Below are 743 nucleotides of genomic sequence, written 5' to 3'. Positions count from 1 at the left end.
CCATAGCCTCCGCAACCTGACCATCGTAGTCACGCAGCGTCAGTGAATCTCCCAACAACTGCTTAATTCTGTACATTGCCGTTTCCGCTATCGAGCGACGGTTATATTCCGTTGTCCATTTCCACCGTGCATTGCTTCCGCTCAGCCGCTGATTAGCAACGGCACGGTTGCGGTCTGCGTACTCACCGGGCCAGTAACCTGCTCCTTTTCGGGGAGGAATAAGCGCGCTGATTTTTTTGCGGCGCAGTTCATCGTGACAGAGCCGGGTATCGTAAGCCCCGTCTGCCGCGGCTGCCCTGATTTTTCTGTGAGTCTGCCGGATAAGGCCCGGGAAGGCTTCTGAGTCCGTGACGTTATTCAGCGACAGGTCTGCACAGACAACTTCATGTGTGTTGCTGTCAACAGCAAGATGCAACTTTCGCCAGATACGACGGCGCTCTTTGCCGTGCTTTCTGACTTTCCATTCGCCTTCACCAAAGACCTTCAGCCCGGTGGAATCAATCACCAGGTGTGCGATTTCACCCCGGGTGGACGTTTTGAAACTGACATTAACCGACTTTGCCCGCTTACTGACACTGGTGTAATCCGGGCAGCGCAACGGAACGTTCATCAGGGCAAAAATGGAATCAATAAAACCCTGCGCAGCCCGCAGGGTCAGCCGGAATACGCGTTTAATGACCAGAACGGTGGTGATGGCGAGATCAGAATAGCGCTGAGGTCTTCCCCGTGATGAAGGCGTTGCC

Annotated in this window: 1 protein-coding gene; it reads right to left on the bottom strand. The window is 54.4% G+C overall.

Annotation, left to right across the window (positions count from 1 at the left end; all coding sequences use genetic code 11):
* Positions 1–743: IS5 family transposase (locus tag ACVCAM_RS26480; protein ID WP_447093753.1), on the bottom strand; the 743-nt coding region annotated here is incomplete at both ends.

This window comes from Enterobacter sp. CFEC122, assembly GCF_052983755.1.
Note: the sequence above shows the minus strand (reverse complement) of the source record. Positions and strands in the feature narration are given on the sequence as shown.